The following is a 16,486-nucleotide window of genomic DNA, read 5'->3' as shown; positions in this document are numbered from 1 at the left end:
GTGCAGATCTCCGCGCGCGGCGACTACGCGGTCCGGGCAGCCCTGAGCCTGGCCACCGCTTACCCCACCCTGCTGTCCACCCAGGCCATCGCGGCGGAGCAGGACATGCCGCGCAAGTTCCTCGAGGCGGTCCTGGCCGACCTGCGCCGGGCCGGGGTCGTCCGGGCCCAGCGCGGCGCCGAGGGCGGCTACACGCTGGCCCGGCCGCCGCGGGAGATCACCATCGGGCACGTGTTGCGCGCCGTCGACGGCCCGCTCGCGGGGGTACGCGGGCTGCGCCCCGAGGAGACGCGGTACGAGGGGGCGGCGGAGAACCTGCCCCGCCTCTGGGTGGCGGTACGCGCGTCGGTGCGCCGGGTGGTCGACGAGGTGAGCCTGGACGAGCTGGTCAGCGGCCGACTGCCGGCCCACGTGCGCAAGCTGACCGCTCAGCCCGACGCGTGGGAGCCGCGCTGATCACAGCGTGCCGACCACCTCCTCGTAGGGCAGGCGGGGCAGCCGTTCCCGCCCGGCGTCCGGCGCCGGGCGGCCGATGTTCATCAGCAGCAGCACCCGGTGCCGCCCGCCGGGGAAGAACTCCCGTTCCACGCCTGCGGCGTCGAACCCGGCCATCGGCCCGGCGGCCAGCCCGGCGGCACGTACGCCGACCAGCAGGTAGCCGATCTGGAGCGCGGCGTTGAAGCGGGCCTGCGCCTCCCTTCCGGCCGGGTCGCCGGCGAACCAGTCGCGGGCGCCGGGGCGGTGCGGGAACAGCTCGGGCAGCCGATCGTGCCAGTCCACGTCGGCGGCGAGCACCGCGGTCAGCGGCGCGGACGCCGTCTTGTCCCGGTTGCCGGCGCTGACGTACGGCAGCAGCCGCGCCCGGGCCGCCGCGGAGCGCAGCAGCAGCACCCGCAGCGGCTGGGCGTTCATGGCGGTCGGGCCGTAACGGACGAGGTCGTGGATGGCACGGACGTGGTCGTCGCCGACCGGTTCGCCGGTGAACACGTCGGCTGTGCGGGCCGCCCGGAACAGCAGGTCCTGGGCGGCCCGGTCGAGCGCGATCAGCTCGTCGGCGGCGGTGGTCACCACGCCTCGGGCCAGTCGCCGAGCGTGGTGGTGTAGCGGCCCCGGTGGTGCACCAGCGGGTCGCCGTCCTCGCCCGCGCCGAGCGCGAGCGGCTCGCCGAGCAGGATGGTGTGGTCGCCCGCCTCGATCCGGCGGACCACCCGGCACAGCAGCACTGCCAGGGCGTCGCCGATCAGCGGCACGCCGAACGGCCCGGTGGTCCAGCCCGGGTGGGCGGTGAACCGGTCGATGCCGCTGGTGGCGAAGATCTGCGCGATCTCCTGCTGGCCGGAGGCGAGCAGGTGCACCGCGACGTGTTCGGCCTGCTCGACGGTGGGCCAGCTCGACGAGGCGCGGCCCAGGCAGACCGAGACCAGTGGCGGGTCCAGCGACACCGAGGTGAACGAGGTGGCGGTGAAACCGGCCGGCGGCAGGTCCGGCCGCATCCGGTTGCCGCGCAGGCCGGGGGTGGTGACCACGGTGACAGTGGACGCCTGGCGGCGCAGCAGGCCGCGGAACGAGTCGACGTCGACCGGGCGCAGCTCGACGGTGGCGGCGCCGGGCTGGTCCACGGTGGTCACGACGCCACCAGCTCACGGGTCGCGTAGACGCTGGCCGGGCGGGGCAGGCCGTAGTGCTCGCGCAGGGTGCGCCCGGTGTACGCGGAACGGAACAGCCCGCGCCGGCGCAGCAGTGGTACGACGTGGTCCACGAAGGCCTCCAGTCCATCGGGTAGCAGCGGTGGCATGACGTTGAAGCCGTCGGCGGCGCCCTGGGTGAACCAGAGCTCGATCTGGTCGGCGATCTGTTCCGGGGTGCCGACCACGACGCGGTGCCCGCGTCCGCCGCCGAGCCGACCGATGAGCTGCCGCAGGGTGAGCAGTTCCCGCCGGGCCAGGTCGACGACGAGCTGGTAGCGGCTCTGGTGGGACTGCACGGCGCCGGCGTCCGGCAGGTCGGGCAGCGGGCCGTCCAGCGGCAGCCCGGTCAGGTCGAGCCCGGTCATGCCGGAGAGCTGGGCGAGCGCGTGCTCGGGCACGATCAGGGCCTCCAGTTCGTCGGCGAGGGCACGGGCCTCCTTCTCGGTACCCCCGATGACCGGTGCGATACCGGGTAGCACCTTCACCAGTTCCGGGTCGCGGCCGGCGTCGGCGGTGGCCCGCTTGAGCGCCGCGTAGAACGCCTGCCCGTCGGCGAGCGTCTGCTGGGCGGTGAACACGGCCTCGGCGTACCGGGCGGCGAACGCGATGCCGTCGGCGGACGAGCCGGCCTGCACCAGCAGCGGCCGGCCCTGCGGCGGGCGGGGCGTGTTCAGCGGCCCGCGGACCCGGAACCGCTCGCCGGCGTGGTCGATCTCGTGCACCCGGCCGGTGTCCGCGAACACACCCGCCGCGGCGTCCAGGACCAGCGCGTCGTCCTCCCAGCTGTCCCAGAGCTTGATCGCCACGTCGACGTACTCGGCGGCCCGCCGGTAGCGGTCGGCGTGGGCGGGGTGGTCGTCGAGGTTGAAGTTGCGGGCCTCCCGGGCCTGGGCGGAGGTGACGATGTTCCAGCCGGCCCGGCCGCCGCTGAGGTGGTCGAGCGAGGCGAACGCGCGGGCCAGGTTGAACGGTTCGGTGTACGTGGTGGAGGCGGTGGCGATCAGGCCGATGTGCTCGGTCGCGGTGGCGATCGCGGCGAGCAGCGTGATCGGCTCGAAGACGGCCTGGATGTTGTGCCGCACGGCCGGTCCGACGGCGAGCCCGTCGGCGAGGAACACCGAGTCGAGCGTGCCCCGCTCGGCGATGCGGGCCAGTTCCTGGAAGTGGCGTACGTCGGCGAGGCGGCTCGGGTCGGCGCGCGGGTGCCGCCAGGCCGCCTCGTGGTGGCCGACACCCATCAGGAAGGCGTTGAGGTGCAGGGTCCGGGACATGGCGGTTCCTCTCAGGCGATGGTGACGTCGGCGCGCCAGGTGGAGAAGCGACGTTCCCCGGCGACGAGGAGCTGGTTGACCACCAGCCCGATGGCGGAGATGGTGATGATCCCGGCGTACATGTCGGGGATCGCGAAGTTGTACTGCGCGTAGTTGACGAGGTAGCCGAGCCCGGCCTTCGCGCCGACCATCTCGGCGGCGACGAGCACCAGGATCGAGTACGCCCCGGCGAGCCGGACGCCGGTGAACACGGTCGGCACGGCCGCCGGCAGGATCACCTTCTGGAACAGCCGCAAATGGTTCAGCCCCATCGAGCGGGCCGAGCGGATCAGCAGCGGGTCGACGCCCTTCACGCCGGCGACGGTGTTGAGCAGGATCGGCCAGGAGCAGGCGTAGACCACCAGGGCGATCTTCGACGTCTCACCGAGCCCGAGGATGAGCACGAAGACCGGCAGCAACGCGAGCGCGGCGGTGTTGCGGAACACCTCCAGCAGCGGGCTGAGCAGGTCCGCGAGCGGCCGGTACCAGCCGATCAGCAGGCCGAGCGGGATGGCGGTGACCACCGCGAGCGCCAGCCCGGTGAGCGAGCGGGTGAGGCTGGCGCCGACGTGGTCGGCGAGCTGCCCGCTGCGCAGCAGCTCCCACCAGGCGGCGAGCACCTCGGACAGCGGCGGCAGGAAGACCCGGTCGACCAGCCCGGCGCGGGGCGCCGTCTCCCAGATCGCGGCGAGCGCCAGCAGCGCGGCGCTGCGGTGCAGCACCCGGCCGCCGAGGCCGAGCAGGCGGCGGGGCCGGGCGGGCACGGCCGCCGGGGCGGGGGGCGCCACCGGCCGGACCGGCGGTGCGGCGACGTCAACCAACGCGGGCCTCCTCGCGTACGGCGGACTGCGCGACGCGTACCTCGTCGCGCAGCAGCGTCCAGATGCGGTGCCGGTGGTGGCGGAACGCGTCGGTGGAGCGGACGTCCTCCTCCGCCTCCCGGTCGCCCAGCTCGATGTCGATGACCTGCTTGATCCGGCCGGGCCGCGACGTCATCACGGCGACCCGCTGGCCGAGGTGCACCGCCTCGTCGATGCCGTGCGTGATGAACACGATCGTCTTGCCGGTGGCCTGCCAGATCCGCACCAGCTCGTCCTGGAGCGAGTCGCGGGTCTGCGCGTCCAGCGCGGCGAACGGCTCGTCCATGAGCAGCACGTCCGGGTCGTACGCGAGGCTGCGGGCGATGGCGACGCGCTGCTTCATGCCGCCGGACAGCTCGTGCGGGTAGCGGTCGGCGAAGCCGGTCAGCCCGACCAGGTCGAGGTGGTGCGCGACCAGGTCGGCGCGCTCGGCGCGGGGCAGGCCCTTGGCCTCCAGTCCGAACGCGACGTTGCCGGCGGCGGTGCGCCAGGGCAGCAGCGCGTACTGCTGGAAGACGATGCCCCGGTCCAGGCCGGGCCCGGTGACCGGGCGGCCGTCGACGAGCACCTGCCCGCCGGTCGGGGTGGCCAGACCGCCGAGCAGGTCGAGCAGCGTGGACTTGCCGCAGCCGCTGGGGCCGACGACGACGAGGAACTCGCCGGGGCGTACCCCGAGGGTGAGCCCGTCGAGCGCGGTGACCGCGCCGCCGCCGCCACGCCGCCCCGGGAAGACCTTGTGCACCCGATCGAAGAGGATCTTGTCGGTGCTCATGCGCCACCGCCGGGGGTCGCGGCCGCGTTGAACCTGTTGGTGTAGAGGTCGGACGGCTTCGGCCGCTCGCCCTTCAGTTCGCCGGTGTCGGCCAGCCAGTCGATCCAGGTGGCGAACTCCCGGTCGGTGATGACACCGCCGGGTTCGGCGACGCCGCTGGACTTCCAGTAGTCGACGAGCGTGGAGTCCTCGTTGCGCCCGCGCTTGCTGATGATCGCCTTGAGGCGGGCCACCACGGTCTCGCGCGGTTGCGTGCGCGCCCACTCGATCGCCTTGCCCACTGCGGTGACGAACGTCCGGACGGTGTCCGGGTTACGGGTGAGGAAGTCGTCGCGGAAGACGTAGCTGCCGGCGCTGAACGCGCCGAGCAGTTCGTAGTCGGTGAAGATCGTACGGATGCCGCCGTTCGCGACGGCCTTGTCGCGGATCACGCCGCCGAGCACGGCGACGTCGATCTGCCGGGCGCGCAGCGACTGCTCGGTGTTGACCGGCGGCAGCGCGACCAGCTCGACCTTGCCGATCTCGGCGGCGGTGAGGCCGCCCCGGGCCAGCCAGGTACGCAGGACGGCCTCGGCGTGCGCGCCGAGCGTGTTCATGCCGACCCGCTTGCCGATCAGGTCGCGCGGGCCGCGGATCGGGCTGCCGTCTAGCACGTAGTAGCCCTGGAACGTCTGCGCGTCGGAGCCGTAGTAGCTGACCACGGCGGTGATCGGGGCGTTCGCGGCCTGGAGCTTGACGATCGCGCCGTTGAACGCGCCGCCGAAGTCGCTCTGGCCGGTGGCGGTGGCCTGGATGTCGGCCGGGCCGCCGGTGACGTTGCCGATCCAGTTGAGCCTGACGTCACCGAGGTAGCCGAGGTCGGCGGCGAGTTCGGGGAGGGTCACCTGGCCCACCGAACCCTGGTAGCGCAGTTCCTTGGTCTGTGCGCCGTCGGCGGCGTCGGCGCCGCACGCGGTGGCGGTGGTGAGGGCGAGCAGGGCGACGGCGGCGGTGAGGGCACGCCGCGGTGATCGGGTCGAGGGCATGGCGGAGTCTCCTGATCTGTCCACGATGCGGTGGAGGGGGCCCGCGCGGGGCCGGGGAGCACGCCGCACCGCGCCGGGCCACGGTGCGCCGGCTGCGGGAACGGACGGGCGGAGAGGGAACGACGAGCGCTCGGCTCAACAGAGCGCGCTCGCGTGCCGGACCAGGTCGACGTGCACGCGAGCGGTGAGGAGAAGCTCGTCCCGCTGCGACATGCCCTCATGCTGCCGACCGTTCTCCACGCCGGTCAACGCCCTTCCACTGAGTGAGACTTTCATCGCTGGCTTTGTTACGACCCGCCTCCACCAGCATTTACGACTCCTTAACACCTATCCGTTGAATAGAGATTCTGCCGAGCGGAAGTCCCACCGTCCAGAGCGGACCGGGCAGGGTTTCGCGAATCGTCGATCCGGGCATGTTCGTTGCCGCGAAGGCATGGAGACGACTGCAGAGGCAGGGAGAGAAGGAGGCACCCCCGATGGGCGTCCAGTTCCGCAAGCGTAAGAAGTACGGGCCGCTGATCCTCCACTTCACCCAGAACGGCTTCTCGTCGTGGAGCATCAAGATCGGCCGCTGGTCCTGGAACTCGAACACCCGCGCCCACCGCGTGGACCTTCCTGGGCCGCTGTCGTGGAAGCAGGACAAGGCCTGACCTTCCCGGGCGACGAGCGGGGTGCCGGCTGACCGCCGGCACCCCGCCCGTCGTCTGCGGCCGGGTTCGCGGTTCCGCCGACCGCGGCGTCCCGGTGACCGGAGAATCGCCGCATGGCGGACGTGTTCCTGCGGCGGTTGCGACGGCGGGCCGTGGCGGCCTGCGCGCTCATGCTCGTCGGCTACTTCCTCGTGCCGGTCGAGGCCGATCCGAACGGCCTGCGGCTGGCCCTGCGCTCGATCGGCACGGCGGCCCTGGTGGCGGTGATCGCGTTCCTGGTCACCGGCCAGGTCCGCCGCCAGCTCGTCCAGGACCAGCCGACCGGCCGGGACGAGGACCGGGCGCTGACCCGGCTCGCGGTCGCGCTGATCGCCGGGCTGCTGGTCTTCGCGCTCGGCGACTACGTGGTGGCGAACACCCGGCCCGGCGAGTTCGTCGGCCTGCGGACCCGGGTCGACGCCCTCTACTTCGCGCTGGCGACGCTCACCACGGTCGGCTACGGCGACGTGCACGCCCAGGGCCAGATCGCCCGGGTGGCGGTGTGCGCGCAGATGGTGTTCAGCATCGGTGTGGTCGGCACCGGGGCGTCGATAGTGATCAAACAGATGACCCGGCGCTCGGGACGGCGCTGATCGACACGTCCCCGCCGAGCCGGCCGTGCTCCGGGTCGCGGGTCACCGCGCCGGAGGCGAGCAGCGAGGCCAGCGCCCGGTTGGCGTCGGCGGCCCGGTAGACGGTCGAGGTGGTGGCGAAGCGGCGCAGCTCGGTGACCGTACGCGGGCCGGAGCGGGCCAGCTCGGCCAGCAGTTCCCGGCGCAGCGGGCCGGGTTCGGGTTCGAGCGAGATGTCGAGCAGCCGCCCCTGCGGGTCGGCCGGGTCGCGGTAGCGCACACCGGCGTACTCGTCGACCGCCCAGAGCGCCTCCTTGACCGCCTCCAGCCCCCGGTCGGAGCCGGTGGCGTAGCCGAGCAGCCGCGCCGGGCCGTCCCCGTCGGGCACCAGCTCGACCTCGGTGACGAGCGGGAACCCGGCGCCGGTGAGCGCCGGGCGCAGCGACCGGCCGGGCGCGGTGACCAGCAGCAGCTCGGCCGGGCGCCCGGACGCGGCGGCGGCCAGCAGGGCCGGGTCCGGGTCGGCGCCGTCGGCCACGACGAGCAGCGGAGCGCCGGCCGCGCCGGCCGCCTTGAGCGCCACCGGCAGCCGGTCCGGGCCGCCTGGTACGAGGTGCACGGCGACGTCGGCGGGCAGCGCGGCCTCGGCGGCGCCGAGCCGGGCCGGCAGGTCGGTGCCGTCGTCGGCCACCACCAGCACGGTCAGCCGCCGCCCGCGCAGCCGGTCGGCGAACTCGGCCACCACCCGCAACGCCTCCTCCGCACCGGCGGCGTCACCCTTGGCGTCACCCCCGGCGTACGCGAGCGCGAGCGTGGCCCGCCGCGCCCGGTGCAGCGCGGCGGGGAGCCAGTGGTCGAGCTGGCGGACGAGCAGCTCGCGCAGGACGGCGTCGGTCGACATGGTGCCGTTTCTACCGCACGGCGCGGCGTGCCCGGCCGTGAACCCCGCTCAGACCGGGACGGAGATGCCCACGCCGCCGCGGGTCTGCCCGCCGTAGCGCTGCCGCTCACGGTCGAGGTCGAGCCGACCGATGCGGGTACGCGCGGCGAGCGCGGCGTCGTCGAGCAGGTCGGCCGGGACGATCCAGACGATCTCGAACTCCAGCCCGTCCGGGTCGCGGCCGTAGAGGCTCTTGGTGGTGCCGTGGTCGGACGCGCCGACCAGCGCTCCGGCGGCGGAGAGCCGCTCGGCGGTCGCGGCCAGCTCGTCGAGCGTGTCCAGTTCCCAGGCCAGGTGGTAGAGCCCGACCGTGGCCCGGCCGGCCTGGGACGCCCCGGCCGCCGCACCGATCTCGAACAGGCCGAGGTCGTGGTCGTTGGTGGAGTCGGGCGCCTGGAGGAACGCGGCGCCGCGGAAGCCCTCGGGCGTCATCGGCACCCGACGGAAGCCCAGCACGTCGCCGTAGAAGGCGACGCTGCGCTCCAGGTCACTGACGTAGAGGACGGCGTGGTTGAGTCGGTGGATGCCCATGCCGTCGACCGTACCCCGGTTTTGTTGAGCGTTCAACTATCTGCGATATGATGGGCGTCATGACCCGGTGGCTGGACCCCGACGAGCAGCGGACCTGGCGTGCCTTCCTGACCGCCTCCCGGGCGCTGATGGACACGCTCGACCGCGAGCTGCAACACGACGCGGGCATGCCGCACGCGTACTACGAGATCCTGGTCCGCCTCTCCGAGGCCCCCGACCGGCGGCTGCGGATGAGCGAACTGGCCGAGCTGACCGGCTCGTCCCGTAGCCGCCTGTCCCACGCCGCCGCCCGGCTGGAGGCGTCCGGGTGGATCCGCCGGGAGGACTGCCCCACCGACCGGCGCGGGCAGGTCGCCGTACTCACCGACGAGGGCTTCGCCACCCTGGCCGCCGCCGCGCCCGGCCACGTCGAGGGGGTACGCCGGCACCTGTTCGACGCGCTCAGCCCGGCCCAGGTCGACCAGCTCCGCCGGATCAGCGAGACGCTCGCCGACCACCTGACGGATTCGGGACCAAACTGATCCACTCCGGGTCTTGTACATACCGTCGCCGGACGAGCACGATGGGGCGTGTCCTCCGGCTTCGCTGACCTGACCGTCCAGGCGCACCAACTGGTGTCCGAAGGCGACCTCACCGGCGCGGAACGGCTGCTCGCCGACGCGCTCAGCGACGCCGATCCCCGTCCCGGCAACGCCTCCCCCGAGCTGGCCGAGGCGGCCGGTCTCCAGGCCCGGGTGCTGGTCGCGCTCGGCGAGCCGCACTCCGCCCGGGGCTGGGCCGCGTTCGCGTACGCGGCCGCCACCCGGCTGCACGGGCGCTCCGACGAGCGCACCGTCACCGCCGCCGCGACGCTCGCCGCGGTGCTGCACCGGGTCGGCAGCGACGCCCGGGCCGCCCGGCTCTACTCCGACGTCATCATCGAGCTGACCGCCCGCGACGGCCCGGAATCGCAGCGGGTGCTCGCCGCGCACGCCGACCTGGCCACCGTGGAGTACGCGCGCGGCCAGTGCGAGGTGGCCCGCGACCGATTGCAGGACGCGTGGGAGCTGCACCGGGAGGTCTACGGCGACGGCCACCCCAGCGGCATCAAGATGCTGGCCAAACTCGGCGCGATGGAACGCGACTGCGGCCGGTACGCCGACTCCCACGAACACCTGACGCTCGCCGAGGAGCTGTGCCGCCAGCACCTCGACCCCGACGACCCGCTCGCCGCCCAGGTGGCCGGGCTCGCCCGCGCCGCCGCCGACCCGGACCACGTCTGCCCCGCGCCCGCCGCTCCGGCACCCGAGCCCTCGCCCGCCCGCACCACGCCCGTGGTGCCCGCCGCCCGGGTTCCCCCGGCCACCGAGGGCCCGCACGACCTGCCGCCCTACAGCCCGCCCGCGCTCGACGAGCCGGTCGAGACGCCGCTCTACCACCCGCCCGGCCGGGCCGCCGAGACGGCGCACGTGCCGACACCGCGTACCGCGCCGGAGGCCGACGGCGACGCGTTCGACGACTACCCGTGGCCGCCCGACGAGCCGGCCGAGCAGCCGTGGCGGCCCGGCGCCGACCCGCTGCCGCCCACAGTGGTCGGGCTCGCCGACGACGAGCCCGACGGCGTACGCCGGGTGCCGCCGCCCCCGCCCGAGCCGCCGTCGCGCTACCTGCCGGTGCACGTGCCCCGGCCACCGGCCGCCGAGCGGCGCACGCTGCCCTGGCTGCCGCTCGTGGTGCTCGGCGTCGTGGTGGCGCTGCTGCTCGGCACCATCGCGGTGATCGCCGGGGTGTCCCGGGTGGACGACGGCCGCGACACCCCGCCACCGGCCACCAGCGCGCCGCCGCCCACCTCGGCCGGTCCCGCGCCGACCACTCCCGCCGCCGCCGAGCCGGGCACGCCGCCCGGGAGGTTCACGCTCACCGACCGGCGCGACAGCATCGTGCTGAGCTGGACGTACCCGGCCGGCGCGGAAGGGCCCGTGGTGGTCGCCGGGGGCCGGTCCGGGCAGCCGCAGGGCACGTTCGCCACGCTGCCCGCCGGCTCGGCCGACTACATCGCCTACGGCCTCGACCGCACCACCGACTACTGCTTCACCGTCGCGCTCGTGTGGTCCACCGACACCGTGGCCCGTACCGGCCCGGTCTGCACCAAACGCCGCCGCTGACCGCTCACTCCGCGTCCGGCTCGGCCAACGCGGGCAGCCGTACCGTCGCGCGCAGCCCCGGCGCGGCGGCGCCGGGCGTCGCATCGGCCAGCTCCACCGTGCCGCCGGCCCGGCGCACCAGCTCGCGCACGATGGCCAGGCCCAGGCCCGCGCCGCCCGCGTCGCGGGCCCGCGCGTCGTCGAGCCGGGTGAACCGGGCGAACACCCGCTCCCGGTCCGCCGCCGGGATGCCCGGCCCGTCGTCGGTCACCGTGATCAGGTGGTACGCACCGTCCGGCCCGCTCACGGCCAGGTCCACACCGGTGTACGCGTGCCGCAGCGCGTTGTCCACCAGGTTCACCAGCACCCGGCGCAGCTCCCCCGCGTCCCCCTCGACCCACCGGGGCGCGTCCGGCGGCGTCAGGCGCACCGGCGGCGACGGGTAGCGGGCGGCCACCGCGCGCAGCAGCTCACCCAGCTCCACCGGCCCGACCGGGGACGGCCGGGCGTCCTGCTCGTCCAGGCGGGCCAGCAGCAGCAGGTCGTCGACCAGGCGGCTCAGCCGCTCGGTGTCCGCGAGGAGGTCGTCGGCGACCGCCGGCCAGTCGGTGTCGTCGCCGAGCCGCCGGGCCACCTCCAGCTCGGTGCGCATGTTCGTCAGCGGGCTGCGCAGCTCGTGCGCGGCGTCGGCGACGAACGCCCGCTGCCGGTCCCGGGACGCGGCCAGCCGGTCCAGCATGTCGTTGAGCGTGACCGCGAGCCGGTGGATCTCGTCCTGCCCCGCCGGTACGGGGAGCCGCTCCGCCCCGGCTCGCCCGGTGATCTCGGCAGCGCCGCTGCGCAACTGCTCGACCGGGCGCAACGTCGCGCCCACCACCCGCCAGGCCACCACCCCGAGCCCGGCGACCAGCAGCGGGAAGCCGACGAGCAGCAGGTTGCGGACCACGTTCAGGCTGTGCCGCACGTCGGTGAGCGACTTGGCGACCAGCACCGTGCGCGGCTCCTGCGGCGTGCCGGCCGGCACGGTGACCACCCGGACCGGGCCGGGCATGCCGGCGCGCCGCCCGTCCACCACCAGCCGCTGCCGCTGCCCGGGACGCAGCTCGTCCGGGCCGAGCATCGGCACGAGACGGTCCGCGTCGATCGAGGCGGCCCGGATCCGGCCCTGCGCGTCGACCACCTGCACCCGCAACTGCCCACCGGCCACCGGCAGCGGGTCCGGCAGCGCGTCCTCGGCGGTGAGCAGCGCCACCGCGTCGGCGGTACGCAGCGCCTCCTCGTCGACCGAGCGCTGCAGCGTCCAGCCCAGCGCGCCGAGCAGCAGCGCCCCGCCGAACGCGAACCCGACCACGAGGCCCAGCACGCCCAGCGCGAGCAGCCGGGCCCGCAGCCCCAGGCGCGGCAGCGGGCCGCGTACCCACCGGCTCATGTGACCAGCCGGTACCCGGCGCCGCGCACCGTCTCCAGCCGCTCCCGGCCGATCTTGCGGCGCAGGTAGCCGACGTAGACCTCCACCGCGTTCGGGGCGGTGTCGACCGAGGCGTCCCAGACGTGGTCCAGCAGCTCGGTCTTGGAGACCACCTCGCCGGGGCGGCGCATCAGGTAGTCCAGCAGCGCGTACTCGCGGCTGGTCAGCACCACCTCGGCGTCGGCCCGGGTGACCCGGCGGCGGGCCGGGTCCAGGCGCAGGTCGCCGACGGTGAGCACGGCCGGCCGCCGGGGCGCGCCGCGGCGCAGCAGCGCCCGCAGCCGGGCCAGCAGCACCACGTACGAGAAGGGCTTGGTGAGGTAGTCGTCCGCGCCGCAGTCCAGCCCGTCGGCCTGGTCGTACTCGCCGTCCTTGGCCGACAGCATCAGCACCGGCAGCCAGCGCTGCTCGGCGCGCAGCCGGCGGACCACCTCGTAGCCGGACAGGCCGGGCAGCATCACGTCGAGGATCATCGCGTCGTACTCGCCGTGCCGCGCCGCGTCCAGCCCGTCCGGGCCGGTGGCCGCCACGTCGACCACGAAACCCTCCGCCGACAGGCCCCGGCGCAGCGCCGCCGCGAGCCGCGTCTCGTCCTCCACCACCAGCAACCGCACCGGTCCAGGGTGCCACCATGGGGTCACCCGTAGGGGATCTCCTCAGCGTGGTCACAGCGACGGTCGCGCAGCATGGTGCGCAGGAGGTGCACACTATGTCCGTGATGAAGAACCGCGCCGTGCTGCGCTGGCTGGTCCCGGTGACCGCGGGGGTCGCCGTGATCGGCGGTGGCGCCGCCGTCGGCACGTTCGCCGCCGGCGCCGACCCGGCGCTGCCGCCGCGCAGCGCCGCCCAGCTCCTGGAGGACCTGCGCACGTCCCGCCTGGACGGGCTCTCCGGCACCGTCGTGCAGCGCGCCGACCTCGGCCTGCCGCCGATCGCCGCGCTCGCCGGCCAGGCCACCGGCAACGACCTGGCCGGCCTGGTCTCCGGTACGCACACGCTGCGCGTCTGGTACGGCGGCGAGGACCGGCAGCGGCTGGCCCTGGTCGACACGCTCGGCGAACAGGACATCCTGCGCAACGGGCGGGACGTCTGGACCTGGAACAGCCGGGAGAACACCGCCACGCACCGGACGCTGCCGGCCGACGCGCCGGACCGGGCCACCGTGCCGGCCACCCCGGCCGACGCCGCGGACCGGGCGCTGGAGGCGATCGACCCCACCACGGCGGTCACCGTCGGCCGCACCGCGACCGTGGCCGGGCGCAACGCGTACGAGCTGGTGCTCACCCCGCGCGACAAGGCGTCCCTGGTGCACCAGGTCCGGATCGCGCTGGACGCGAAGGAGCACGTGCCGCTGCGCCTGCAGGTGCTCGCCGACGGGCAGGACGAGCCGGCGTTCCAGGTGGCGTTCACCCAGGTCGACTTCCGCACGCCGGAGGCCGACCAGTTCCGGTTCAACCCGCCGCCCGGCGTGAAGGTCACCGAGGCGACCGAGGACGAGCGGCCCGGACCGGCGGGCAAGCGGTTCGACCGGAAGGACGCCGAGAAGCCGGACGTGCGTACCGTCGGCACCGGCTGGACCACGGTGGTGGTCGCCAAGATCGGCGACGCGGCGACCGGCGACGGCGCGAAGCCCGGCGCGGACGCGCCGGATGCCCAGATGCTGGCGCAGGTGCTCGGTGACCTGCCGAAGGTCAGCGGCGACTGGGGCAGCGGCCGGCTGCTCAGCGGCAAGCTGTTCAGCGTGCTGCTGACCGACGACGGCCGGGTGATCGCCGGTCTGGTCACGCCGGAGCGGCTCTACGAGGCGGCCAAGGGCTGAGAACTGCCGTGCCCGGGGCTCGGTCGGCTGACGCCGGCCGGGCCCCGAGTCGTGTCCGGGCTTGGTCGGATGGCTGCCGACGCGCTATCTTTCTCAGTTCAGGCACAAAAAAGGAATGGCTTCTGAATGCCATTCCTGCAGCAATTTTAGTCAATGAGGAGCCGGATTGTCAACGCACTCCGACGTGTCGGCTGACCTGCGCCAGGACGACGAGATCGGCCGGGAACAGGAATACGTCTCGATGCTGTACGACCGGCTGGACGGCATGCGGGAACAGGCCGCCCGGCGGCTCGACGAGGAGTTGCGCCACACCGGCGGCACACAGCAGGCCCGCTCGCAGCGCGACTCGACCGTGGCGATGTACGCCGACCAGGTCGAGCAGTTCTCCGCCGTCGAGAGCGGCCTGTGCTTCGGCCGCCTCGACGGCGACGACGGCGCGGTCCGCTACATCGGCCGGATCGGGATCTTCGACTCCTCCGGCGACTACGACCCGCTGCTGATGGACTGGCGCGCCCCCGCCGCCCGCCCGTTCTACCTGGCCACCGCCGCCAACCCGCAGGGCGTACGCCGACGTCGCCACCTGCGTACCCGGGACCGCAAGGTGACCGGGCTCAACGACGAGGTGCTGGACATCGCCGCCGCCTCCCCCACCGCGCACGAGGAGCTGACCGGCGAGGCGTCCCTGCTCGCCGCGCTCAACGCCGGGCGCACCGGCCGGATGCGCGACATCGTCGAGACCATCCAGGCCGAGCAGGACCGGATCATCCGCGCCGACCTGCCCGGCGTGATGGTGGTGCAGGGCGGGCCCGGCACCGGCAAGACGGCGGTGGCGCTGCACCGGGCCGCGTACCTGCTCTACACCCACCGCCAGCAGCTCTCCACCCGGGGCGTGCTGCTGGTCGGCCCGAACGCCACGTTCCTGCGCTACATCTCCCAGGTGCTGCCCACGCTGGCCGAGACCGGCGTGCTGCTGCGTACCCAGGCCGACCTGTTCCCCGGCGTGCACGCCCGCCGCGCGGAGCCGGCCACCACCGCGGCGCTGAAGGGCCGCGCGGTGCTGGCCGACGTGCTCGCCGCCGCCGTCCGCGACCGGCAGTGGGTGCCCGACGAGCCGGTCACCATCGAGCTGCCGCAGCGGGAGGTACTGACGCTCGACCCGGAGACCGTACGGCAGGCCCGCGACCGGGTACGCCGCACCGGCCGCCCGCACAACCTGGCCCGCGCCCTGTTCGACGTGGAGATCGTGCACGCGCTCGCCGACCAGGTGGCCGAGCGGATCGGCGCCGACCCGCTGGGCGGGGAGAACCTGCTCTCCGAGGCCGACCGCGCCGAGATCCGCCGCGAGCTGCGCGAGGAACCGGAGATCCGGGCCGCGCTGGACGAGTTGTGGCCGGTGCTCACCCCGCAGCGCCTGCTCGCCGACCTGTACGCCTCGCCGGAGCGGATCGCCACCGCCGCGCCCATGCTCACCGACGCCGAGCGGGCCGCGCTGCACCGCGAGCCCGGCGGCTGGACGCCCGCCGACGTGCCGCTGCTGGACGAGGCCGCCGAACTGCTCGGCGAGGACGAGCGCGCCGCAGTGGCCCGCCGGGAGCGGATCCGGGCGCTGGAACGCGAGTACGCCGAGGGCGTGCTGGAGATCTGGCGCGGCTCCCGTTCCATCGACGTCGAGGACGAGGCCGACGGCGGTGAGATCCTCGGCGTCACCGACCTGATCGACGCCGACCGGCTCTCCGAGCGGCAGGAGGAGTCCGACCGGCTCACCACCGCCCAGCGCGCCGCCGCCGACCGCACGTGGGCGTTCGGGCACGTCATCGTGGACGAGGCACAGGAGCTGTCGCCGATGGCGTGGCGGCTGCTGATGCGCCGCTGCCCCAGCCGGTCGATGACGATCGTCGGGGACGTGGCGCAGACCGGCGCGCTCGCGGGCACCCCGTCGTGGGGCGAAGCGCTGGCGCCGTACGTGGCGGACCGGTGGCGGCTGGAGGAGCTGACCGTCAGCTACCGCACCCCGGCCGAGATCATGGCGGTCGCCGCCGACGTGCTCGCCGAGATCGACCCGGCGCTGCGGCCACCCCGCTCGGTACGCGCCACCGGCGTACCGCCGTGGGACCGGACCGTACCGGCGGACCGGCTGGTCACGGAGCTGGTCGAGGCCACCGCGCGGGAGGCCGCGTCGCTCGGCGACGGGCGGCTCGGCGTGCTGGTGCCGACGGGCCGGGTGGCCGAGCTGGGCGGCGCGGTCGTGGCGGCGCTGCCGGAGGCGACGGTGGGCGAGCAGCCGGAGCTGGCGAACCGGATCGTGGTGCTGACCACCGAGCAGGCGAAGGGTCTGGAGTTCGACTCGGTGCTGGTGGTCGACCCGGCCCGGATCGTGTCCGAGTCCCCGAGGGGCCACAGCGACCTCTACGTGGCCCTGACCAGAGCCACCCAGCGCCTGGGCATCCTCCGCACCCCCACTGCCTAACCCCCTGCCCTCAGCCCCGTTGATCATGAAGTTGGCGGCATTGTCGATCTCCGAATCGGCCGCCAACTTCATGATCGACGGGGTCGGGCACGTCTTGCCTCATGCCCCGCCGCGTCCCACCCTCGCCCTCCCGCTCGCTCCGCGATCATGGAGTTGTGGCCCCGGAAAGCTCCGCCAAACGGATATTTTTCGGGGCGGAAGTGCAAGATCGGCGAGTGCCGG

At 74.3% G+C, this 16,486-nt stretch carries 18 protein-coding genes; 7 read left to right on the top strand and 11 right to left on the bottom strand.

Annotation, left to right across the window (positions count from 1 at the left end; translation table 11 throughout):
• Positions 1 to 456 carry an RrF2 family transcriptional regulator gene (locus tag V6U82_RS21075; RefSeq protein ID WP_013284925.1) on the top strand — a complete coding sequence of 152 codons (456 nt, stop codon included), beginning with the start codon at positions 1 to 3 and terminating at the stop codon, positions 454 to 456.
• Here the strand turns inward: V6U82_RS21075 and V6U82_RS21070 are convergent, their stop codons facing one another.
• The 7 genes from V6U82_RS21070 to V6U82_RS21040 all read right to left on the bottom strand — a co-directional run bounded on the left by V6U82_RS21070 (position 457) and on the right by V6U82_RS21040 (position 5,931).
• Entirely contained in the window at positions 457 to 1,068 is a 612-nt protein-coding gene (locus V6U82_RS21070; RefSeq protein WP_334463766.1) for a malonic semialdehyde reductase, read from the bottom strand.
• Positions 1,065 to 1,628: a flavin reductase family protein gene (locus tag V6U82_RS21065; protein WP_334463763.1), complete on the bottom strand. Its 564-nt coding sequence runs from the start codon at positions 1,626 to 1,628 to the stop codon at positions 1,065 to 1,067. Before V6U82_RS21065 ends, V6U82_RS21070 begins: the two co-directional genes overlap by 4 nt.
• On the bottom strand, positions 1,625 to 2,959 hold the full coding sequence (locus V6U82_RS21060; protein ID WP_121683380.1) for an LLM class flavin-dependent oxidoreductase: 1,335 nt from the start codon (positions 2,957 to 2,959) through the stop codon (positions 1,625 to 1,627). Before V6U82_RS21060 ends, V6U82_RS21065 begins: the two co-directional genes overlap by 4 nt.
• Positions 2,960 to 2,970: 11 nt before the next feature.
• Entirely contained in the window at positions 2,971 to 3,819 is an 849-nt protein-coding gene (locus V6U82_RS21055; protein ID WP_334463761.1) for an ABC transporter permease, read from the bottom strand.
• On the bottom strand, positions 3,812 to 4,630 hold the full coding sequence (locus tag V6U82_RS21050) for an ABC transporter ATP-binding protein (protein ID WP_334463759.1): 819 nt from the start codon (positions 4,628 to 4,630) through the stop codon (positions 3,812 to 3,814). Before V6U82_RS21050 ends, V6U82_RS21055 begins: the two co-directional genes overlap by 8 nt.
• Entirely contained in the window at positions 4,627 to 5,655 is a 1,029-nt protein-coding gene (locus V6U82_RS21045) for an ABC transporter substrate-binding protein (RefSeq protein WP_334463758.1), read from the bottom strand. Before V6U82_RS21045 ends, V6U82_RS21050 begins: the two co-directional genes overlap by 4 nt.
• Positions 5,656 to 5,790: 135 nt before the next feature.
• A complete protein-coding gene (locus V6U82_RS21040) occupies positions 5,791 to 5,931 on the bottom strand; it encodes a putative leader peptide (RefSeq protein ID WP_258545387.1) in 141 nt (46 codons plus the stop codon).
• Positions 5,932 to 6,131: 200 nt separating this feature from the next.
• Between V6U82_RS21040 and V6U82_RS21035 the strand changes: the two genes are divergently transcribed.
• Both V6U82_RS21035 and V6U82_RS21030 read left to right on the top strand, forming a co-directional pair.
• Positions 6,132 to 6,305 (top strand): DUF4236 domain-containing protein, encoded by a 174-nt coding sequence (locus V6U82_RS21035; RefSeq protein ID WP_064498970.1) that lies wholly within the window; start codon positions 6,132 to 6,134, stop codon positions 6,303 to 6,305.
• 113 nt (positions 6,306 to 6,418) lie between these two features.
• Entirely contained in the window at positions 6,419 to 6,937 is a 519-nt protein-coding gene (locus V6U82_RS21030; protein WP_334463754.1) for a potassium channel family protein, read from the top strand.
• Here the strand turns inward: V6U82_RS21030 and V6U82_RS21025 are convergent.
• Both V6U82_RS21025 and V6U82_RS21020 read right to left on the bottom strand, forming a co-directional pair.
• Positions 6,903 to 7,817: a hypothetical protein gene (locus V6U82_RS21025; protein ID WP_334463751.1), complete on the bottom strand. Its 915-nt coding sequence runs from the start codon at positions 7,815 to 7,817 to the stop codon at positions 6,903 to 6,905. The two genes, V6U82_RS21030 and V6U82_RS21025, sit on opposite strands and share 35 nt — an antisense overlap.
• A gap of 48 nt (positions 7,818 to 7,865) precedes the next feature.
• Positions 7,866 to 8,387, bottom strand: coding sequence for a VOC family protein (locus V6U82_RS21020; protein ID WP_120570912.1), 522 nt, complete (start codon positions 8,385 to 8,387; stop codon positions 7,866 to 7,868).
• Positions 8,388 to 8,437: 50 nt separating this feature from the next.
• Here V6U82_RS21020 and V6U82_RS21015 point away from each other — a divergent pair, with 50 nt between their 5' ends.
• Complete coding sequence (locus V6U82_RS21015; protein WP_121683398.1) at positions 8,438 to 8,908, top strand: MarR family winged helix-turn-helix transcriptional regulator; 471 nt, start codon at positions 8,438 to 8,440, stop codon at positions 8,906 to 8,908.
• 48 nt (positions 8,909 to 8,956) lie between these two features.
• Entirely contained in the window at positions 8,957 to 10,531 is a 1,575-nt protein-coding gene (locus V6U82_RS21010; RefSeq protein WP_334463747.1) for a tetratricopeptide repeat protein, read from the top strand.
• A gap of 4 nt (positions 10,532 to 10,535) precedes the next feature.
• On the opposite strand, the gene V6U82_RS21005 is transcribed toward V6U82_RS21010, so the two are convergent.
• Together V6U82_RS21005 and V6U82_RS21000 are read right to left on the bottom strand one after the other, a co-directional pair.
• Positions 10,536 to 11,939, bottom strand: a complete 1,404-nt coding sequence (locus V6U82_RS21005) for a sensor histidine kinase (protein ID WP_334463746.1) — start codon at positions 11,937 to 11,939, stop codon at positions 10,536 to 10,538.
• Positions 11,936 to 12,592: a response regulator transcription factor gene (locus tag V6U82_RS21000; protein WP_334463745.1), complete on the bottom strand. Its 657-nt coding sequence runs from the start codon at positions 12,590 to 12,592 to the stop codon at positions 11,936 to 11,938. The genes V6U82_RS21005 and V6U82_RS21000 overlap by 4 nt, the downstream gene beginning before the upstream one ends.
• 95 nt (positions 12,593 to 12,687) lie before the next feature.
• Between V6U82_RS21000 and V6U82_RS20995 the strand changes: the two genes are divergently transcribed.
• On the top strand, positions 12,688 to 13,797 hold the full coding sequence (locus V6U82_RS20995) for a LolA family protein (protein WP_334463744.1): 1,110 nt from the start codon (positions 12,688 to 12,690) through the stop codon (positions 13,795 to 13,797).
• 241 nt (positions 13,798 to 14,038) lie between these two features.
• Entirely contained in the window at positions 14,039 to 16,264 is a 2,226-nt protein-coding gene (locus tag V6U82_RS20990) for a HelD family protein (protein WP_334463892.1), read from the top strand.
• The last annotated feature ends 222 nt before the right edge of the window (positions 16,265 to 16,486 follow it).

This window comes from Micromonospora sp. CPCC 205554, from assembly GCF_036902745.1.
Lineage (GTDB): Bacteria > Actinomycetota > Actinomycetes > Mycobacteriales > Micromonosporaceae > Micromonospora > Micromonospora tulbaghiae.
The sequence above is the reverse complement of the archived record's forward strand: the minus strand, read 5'-3'. Positions and strand labels throughout refer to the sequence as shown.